Consider the following 7,345-nt stretch of genomic DNA (forward strand, 5'->3'; position numbering starts at 1 on the left):
ATGTGGACGCGATCCGGTCATGCGCGCACCGGCAGCCCGGAAAGCAGCTTGTCGAGCGTGATCGGGTAGTCCCGTATCCGAATGCCGCAGGCGTTGTAGACCGCATTGGCGATCGAGGCGCCGGCGCCGCAAATTCCGAGTTCGCCGATCCCCTTGCTCTTCAGCGGATTGGATCTGTCGTCCAGTTCGGCAACAAAAACGGCGTCGATGGACGGAATATCGGCGTGCACCGGCACAAGGTATTCGGCAAGATCCCGATTGACGAAATAGCCGAATCGGGGATCGAGCGTCATCCCTTCCTGCAACGCCGCGCCCACGCCGAACACCATTCCGCCGATAGCCTGGGACCGCGCCGTCTTGGCGTTCAGGACGCGGCCGGCGGCAAAGACGCCGAGCATGCGCCGCACGCGTATCTCACCGGTATCTTCATCGACGCCGACCTCGGCGAAATGCGCGCCATATGATTGTTGCGAGAAATCCTTGTTGTTGCTGCCCGGCTGGATTTCGCCGTCGGCCTCCATCCCCTGGCCGACAAGGTCGGTCAGCTTTCTGGACTGTTCGCCGAACGAGATGCTGCCGTCGGCGAAGCGTGCCGTTGCCGGATCCATGCCGGCGGTCCGTGCCAGTTTTTCGCGCAGCGCATTGCAGGCCTCGAACAGGGCCGAGCCCGAGCTGCCTGCGCCGAACGACCCGCCGGAGCCGGCAGCTTCGGGAAAGTTGGTGTCGCCGAGTTCGACCCGGACCCGCTCCATCGGCAGGCCGAGCATCTCGGCCGTGATCTGTGCCAGGATGGTGTAGGTGCCGGTGCCGATGTCGGTCATCGCCATTCGCACGGTGGCATTGCCGTCAGGGTCCAATCGGACATTGGCCTTGGAGAGCCGAAGCGGATTGCCGCGTGTTGCGGCAGCCATGCCAATCCCGACCAGCCAGCGGCCGTCGCGGATCTGGCCCGGCTTCGGATTGCGCTTGTCCCACCCAAACCGGCGCGCACCTTCCTGCATGCAGGCGATCAGGTGACGGCTGGAATAGGGAATATGCTTTTCCGGATCCTCGCTCGGCTCGTTTCGAACGCGCAATTCGATCGGATCGAGATTGAGCTTTTCGGCCAGCTCGTCCATGGCGCATTCCAGCGCCATCAGTCCGACGGCTTCGCCGGGCGCGCGCATTGAGGACGCGACCGGAATATCCAGTGGCGCGAGGCGGTGTCGCGTCAACCGGTTCGGTCCGGCGTAAAGCGTGCGGGTCTGCAGGGCGGCTCCCTCATAGGTTTGCTCGCTGGGCAGGTTGCCGGAGAACACGTCGTGGCCGATCGCGACGATGCGGCCCTCGCGATCGGTACCGAGCCGGAGACGCTGGATGGTGTCGGAGCGGTGGGTCGTGACGTGAAAGATTTGCTGGCGCGTCAGCGCGATCTTCACCGGCCGCTTGAGCTGCTGTGCGGCGATTGCCGCCAGGATGGCATCGGCATTGACCCAGAGCTTGCCGCCGAAACCGCCGCCGATGAAGGGGCTGATCAGGCGCACGTTCTCGACGGGAATCTTTAGCGTTCTGGCAATGGCGTTCTGACCCTGGTTGAGCATCTGGTTGGCCGTGTGCAGGATCAACTTGTCACCGTCCCACCTGGCCAACGTGGCATGCGGCTCCATCATCGCGTGACTTTGCAATGGGGTGGTATAGGTCACGTCGATTTGCACGGGCGCGCCGGCGAAAGCTGCTGCAAAGTCCCCCACCGCGCTGTCGGCTGCGGGTGCGCCTTTTGGCTTCGGGACGCGCGCCTCATCGAGATTGGCACGGAGCGCATATTTTCCGTTCGACCGGTCATACTTTACATTCACCAGGTAAGCGGCCGCCCTGGCCTCTTCGAAGCTGTCGGCGACCACGAAGGCTACCGGCTGACCGTAGTAGGTCACTTGCGGCCCGGTGAGCACCGGATGCGCTTCATGGTGATCGCCGGTGCCCTGCGCGGGCGCATTTCGATGGGTGAGGACCAGTCTGACGCCCGGCGCCTTCTCGGCAGCACGGCTATCGATCGATCGGATCGTCCCCTTTCCGATCGAGGCTTCGACGACAAAGCCATACAACACGCCGTCCTGCTGCATCTCATAGGCGTAGCGCGCGCCGCCCGTGACCTTCAGCCGGCCATCCACGCGGTCGAGGGGTTTGCCGACGACGCCGGGGCCATCAAGTGCATTTGGACCGATGGGTGAGTTCATTTCCATTGTGTTGTCATCCTTCAGGCCCGGGTCATCTCATCCAGCACCCTGTGCAGGGTACGCCGCGTCAACGGTATCTTGAAATCGTTGTCGCCGAATCCGCGCGCGTCTTTGAGAACTGCTTCGGCGGCTGCATTGAAGGTCGTTGTGTTCGCAGGCGCGTCCACCAACTCCTGTTCCGCCTGCGGCGACCGCCAGGGCTTTGGCGCCAACCCTCCGAACGCCAGTCGGGCGGATCGGATCCGACCGCGCGCGCTGTCGACGATCGCGGCGACGGAAACCAGCGCGAACGCGTAGGAGGCGCGATCGCGAACCTTCCGATAGAGCTGCACACCCGGCGGCGGCGGAGGCAGCGTCACGGCCGTGATGATTTCGCCGGGGCTCAGCGACGTCTCGATCTCGGGAGTTTTGCCCGGAAGACGGTGAAGCTCCGCGATTGGAATGATTTTGTTTTCGCCGGAATCATTGATCGTCTCGACCTTGGCGTCGAGCGCCCGCATCGCCACCGCCATATCCGACGGGTGTGTCGCGATGCACTGCTCGCTGGTTCCAAGGATTGCGTGAATGCGGTTGAAGCCGGCGAGCGCGGCGCAGACCGAGCCCGGCTTGCGTTTGTTGCAGGGCTTTGTGATGTCATAGAAATAGTAGCAGCGTGTTCGCTGCAGCAGATTGCCGCCGGTGGTGGCCTTGTTGCGCAACTGTGCGCTGGCGCCCGCCAGCAATGCGCGGCTGAGGACGCCGTAATGTTGGCGGACCCGCGAGTCGGCGGCGAGATCGCTGTTGCGGACCAGCGCGCCGATGCGCAAGCCGCCCTCGGGGGTCTCTTCGATCTTGTCGAGCGGCAGGCGGTTGATATCGATCAGGCTGGACGGCGTCTCGACCTGCAATTTCATCAGGTCGAGCAGATTGGTGCCGCCGGCGATGATTTTCCCGCCGGGCTGGATGGCGGCAGCGGCGGCGTGAACCGGCGAGTCGGCGCGGTGATAAATGAAGGCTCTCATGTCGACATTCCCGCGGCTTGTTTGATGGCGGCCACGATATTGGGGTAAGCCGCGCAGCGGCAGATGTTGCCGCTCATCCTCTCGCGGATTTCCGCATCGGTGAGTTCAACGGCCGGTTGATTTAGATTCTCCGTCACGTAACTCGGCATGCCAAGCTGGCTTTCGGCCAGCATTCCGATTGCCGAGCAGATTTGTCCGGAGGTGCAGTAGCCGCATTGAAAGCCGTCATGCTCGACAAAAGCCGATTGCATCGGATGCAGGCTCTCGTGATCGGCGAGCCCCTCGATCGTGGTGATGGATTGGCCGTCATGCATCACGGCAAGCGTCAGGCAGGAGTTGATGCGGCGGCCTTCGATCAACACCGTGCAGGCCCCGCACTGACCGTGATCGCAACCTTTCTTCGGGCCTGTCAGCGCGAGATGTTCCCGCAAGGCATCGAGCAATGTCGTCCGCGGATCCAGCGCCAGCGAATAGGGACGACCGTTGATCTGAAGTTCGACCGTCACCGGGGGCGGGGGCGGCTGATTGTCGTCGAGCGGAGCGGCGGCAAGAGCGGCTCGCGGAAGCGCGGTCAATAGCAGCGCGGTGGTGCCGGTCTCGATCACCGTGCGGCGCGTGACCTCAATCTGATCGAGCCTGGTATGGAATTTTTCTTCGTCCATGATCGCTCCATGTTTGCACTGTGCTGACCTGCAGGAAAACGTCAGGCTTACGGCCAGGTGTCGTCCGGCAGATTGACGACGATCGGTGTTGCGGTACTGCGCACGACAACCCAGCGAAACGGTGCCCGATTTGATGGATTGATTTCCATGTGCGGCAGGAAGGCGGGGACGTGGATGAAATCGCCGGCCTTCGCGCGCGCGGCGGATTCTCCCTCAGTCCCCCAGCGGATTTCGCAAATGCCGGAGAGGACGTAGGCTATCGTCTCTTGCTCTCCGTGATGATGAATCCCGGTCCGGGATCCCGGTGCCACCTCGAACAGGCCGCCCCAGTTGGCCGACGCGATGCCGAGCGCCGGCGCGATAGCGGCGCGACGCTCGGAGCCCGGCGTCTGCGCAGTTCCCGGATCGAATTCAGCCGGGCTGACGATGTGGATTGTGGTTGCGCTCATGGGTCCGGGACCGAATTTGAATCTTCAATTGGAGAGTTAGGTAGCGGTCGGCGGGAGGGCCACTAAATTGGAGTTTAGTTGATCAGAGTTCAGCAATCCGCGTCGGATTGCGACGGAACGCTTCGCGGAGGAGCTCGCAGCAGCTCCCGATCAAACTCGATGACCGCCTTGGTTAGGGCGATCGTCGAAGCCGTGGAGCGGTCCATGTCAACGAACGCTCATTCGGCGGGCACCGCTGCGGTATGTCCGCTTGGCGCAGGCTTCTTTTCCCCGAACAGCCAGCTCTGCAGCCGATCCAGGTAAATATAGACCACCGGAGTCGTATAGAGCGTGAGGACCTGCGACAGCGCGAGGCCGCCGACGATGGCATAGCCGAGCGGCTGGCGAATCTCCGATCCAACGCCGGTGCCGAGCATCATCGGAACGCCGCCAAGCAGCGCCGCCATCGTCGTCATCAGGATCGGCCTGAAACGCATGATGCAGGCTCGATGGATGGATTCCTCCGCCGTCAAACCCTGCTCATGTTCGACGTGTTGGGCGAAATCGACCAGCATGATGCCGTTCTTCTTGACGATACCGATCAGCAGTATGATGCCGACGATTGCGATCACGCTGAGGTCGAAGTGAACCGCCATCAGCAGCAGTAACGCACCGAGGCCTGCTGAAGGCAGCGTCGAGATGATGGTGATCGGATGAATCAGACTCTCATACAGCACGCCAAGGATGAGGTAGATGACGAACAGCGCCGCGGCTATCAGGATCGGCGTGCTCGACAATGAGGCTCCGAATGCCTGGGCGTTGCCCTGAAAGCTGGTCTGCAGCGAGAGCGGCTTGCCGAGCTGCTTTTCCACTTTCTGGATGGCGCTTGTCGCCTGGCCGATCGCGGTGCCCGGCAGCAGGTTGAAGGAGATCGTGACCGACGGGAACTGGCCCTGATGGTTGACCACGAGCGGCGCAACCTTCACGACCGAATCGACCAGGGTCGATAACGGCACCTGCTGCCCGCTCGATGATTTGACATAGATGCCGTTGAGCGCTTCGGGGCCATACTGGAACTTGGGATCGACCTCCATGACGACATGGTACTGGTTCAGCGTCGTATACATGGTCGAGACGATACGCTGGCCGAAGGCGTCATCGAGCGTATTGTCGATCGTAAAGGGCAGGATACCGTAGCTCGACGCGACTTCGCGCTTGATGGTGATGTCGAGCAGCGGCCCCGCATTCAGCTGATCGGTTGCGACGTCGGTGATGCCGGGGATGGCCTTGATCCTGTCGAGGAACAACGCCGCCCAATGGTCGAGTTCGCCGGGATCGGCGTCGTTCAGGGTGTACTGATACATGGTCTTGGCGACGCGCCCGCCGATGGTGATGTCCTGCGCGGCCTGCATGTAGAGCGTGATGCCCTGGATCTTGGCGAGGTTGGTCCGCAGCCGCGCCAGCACCTGGTCCATGCTGCCGCGCTGATTCTTCGGCTTCAGGGCAATGAAGACGCGGCCGTTATTGACCGTGGTGGTTCCCCCGCCCGCGCCGACTGCCGCGCCGACCGAGGCGACCGCGGGATCCCGCATCAGGGCGTTGAGCAGGGCTTGCTGGCGCTCGGCCATCGCCGGAAAGGAGATATCCTGCGCCGCCTCGGAGAGGCCGATGATCAATCCGGTGTCCTGTTCGGGGAAGAAGCCCTTGGGGATGACCACGTAGAGATATCCGGTCAACACGATGGTGCCGAGCATTGTCATGAGGGTAATGAAGCGGTGCCGCAGCACGATCTTGAGGCCCGCCTCATAGAGGTTGAGCAGACCATCGAAGCCGCGTTCGAACACCCGGTAGAGCCATCCGTGCTGTTTGGCCTCCGGCTTGAGCAGCCGCGCGCACATCATCGGCGTCAGCGTCAGCGAGATCAGCAGCGACAGCACCAGCGCCACGCTGACGGTGATCGCAAATTCGCGGAACAACAGGCCGACATATCCGCCCATCAGGAACAGCGGAATGAACACGGCGATCAGCGATAGCGTGATCGATATGATGGTGAAGCCGATCTCGCCGGCGCCCTTGAGCGCCGCGTCGAATGGCGAGGCGCCTTCCTCCATGTGCCGCACGATGTTCTCGATGACGACGACGGCGTCGTCGACAACGAAGCCGACCGCGATCGACAGAGCCATCAGCGAGAGGTTATCGAGGCTGTAGCCAAGCTCGTAGAGTACGGCGAAGGTACCGATCAGCGAAAGTGGCACGGTGACGGCCGGAATAACGGTGGCCCAGAAATTGCGCAGGAATATGAAGATCACCATCACCACCAGCGCGACCGTCAGCATCAACGTGAACTGCACGTCGCTGACCGAGGCGCGGATGGTTTCAGTGCGATCGGAGATGATATTGACCTTGACCGCGGGCGGGATCGAGGCCTGAAGGACCGGCATCATCGCCTTGATCCGGTTCACGGTGTTGATGACGTTGGCGCCGGGCTGGCGCTGGATTGCCAGAATGATGCCGCGTTGGTTGTTGTACCAGCCCGCGATCAGGTCGTTCTCCGGCGCGCTGATGGCGCGGCCGACATCGCGGATGCGGACCGGCGCCCCGTTCCGATAGGCGATCACCAGATTGGCGTAATCGTCGGCCTTCAGCAGTTGATCGTTGGTGTTGAGCGTGTAGGTCTGGCGCGGGCTGTTCAGCGTGCCCTTCGCCAGATCGACATTCGCCTGGCCGAGCGCCGTTCGCACGTCCTCGAGATTGATGCCGCGGGCTGCCAGAGCCTCCGGATCGAGCTGCAGGCGGACGGCGGGCTTCTGCTGGCCGCCGATGCCCACAAGGCCGACGCCGGATATCTGCGATATCTTTTGCAGCAGAATGTTTTCTGCATAGGCGTCAACGGTGGTCAGCGGCAGCGTATCGGAGGTCAATCCCAGCACCAGGATCGGCGTGTCGGCCGGATTGACCTTTCGAATCGTCGGCGGATACGGCATTCCCACCGGCAGATACGCGGTCGCAGCGTTGATCGCCGAGAGCGTATCGCTCACCGC

The 7,345-nt window shown here is 62.4% G+C and carries 5 protein-coding genes; all 5 read right to left on the reverse strand.

Annotated elements, in window-relative coordinates:
- Positions 1-17: 17 nt before the first annotated feature.
- The gene (locus VK804_RS08830) at positions 18-2,219 is read right to left on the reverse strand and encodes a xanthine dehydrogenase family protein molybdopterin-binding subunit (RefSeq protein ID WP_325369988.1); all 2,202 of its coding nucleotides are present in this window, start codon (positions 2,217-2,219) and stop codon (positions 18-20) included.
- Positions 2,220-2,233: 14 nt separating this feature from the next.
- Complete coding sequence (locus VK804_RS08835) at positions 2,234-3,214, reverse strand: xanthine dehydrogenase family protein subunit M (protein WP_325369990.1); 981 nt, start codon at positions 3,212-3,214, stop codon at positions 2,234-2,236.
- Positions 3,211-3,876, reverse strand: a complete 666-nt coding sequence (locus VK804_RS08840) for a 2Fe-2S iron-sulfur cluster-binding protein (protein ID WP_325369992.1) — start codon at positions 3,874-3,876, stop codon at positions 3,211-3,213. Before VK804_RS08840 ends, VK804_RS08835 begins: the two co-directional genes overlap by 4 nt.
- Before the next feature lie 47 nt (positions 3,877-3,923).
- Positions 3,924-4,325, reverse strand: coding sequence for a cupin domain-containing protein (locus VK804_RS08845; protein ID WP_325369994.1), 402 nt, complete (start codon positions 4,323-4,325; stop codon positions 3,924-3,926).
- A 218-nt stretch (positions 4,326-4,543) separates the two neighbouring features.
- Positions 4,544-7,345: efflux RND transporter permease subunit (locus tag VK804_RS08850; RefSeq protein WP_325369996.1), on the reverse strand; the 2,802-nt coding region annotated here is incomplete at its 5' end.

The organism is Bradyrhizobium sp. (genome assembly GCF_035484855.1).
In the GTDB taxonomy this organism is placed as follows: Bacteria; Pseudomonadota; Alphaproteobacteria; order Rhizobiales; family Xanthobacteraceae; genus Bradyrhizobium.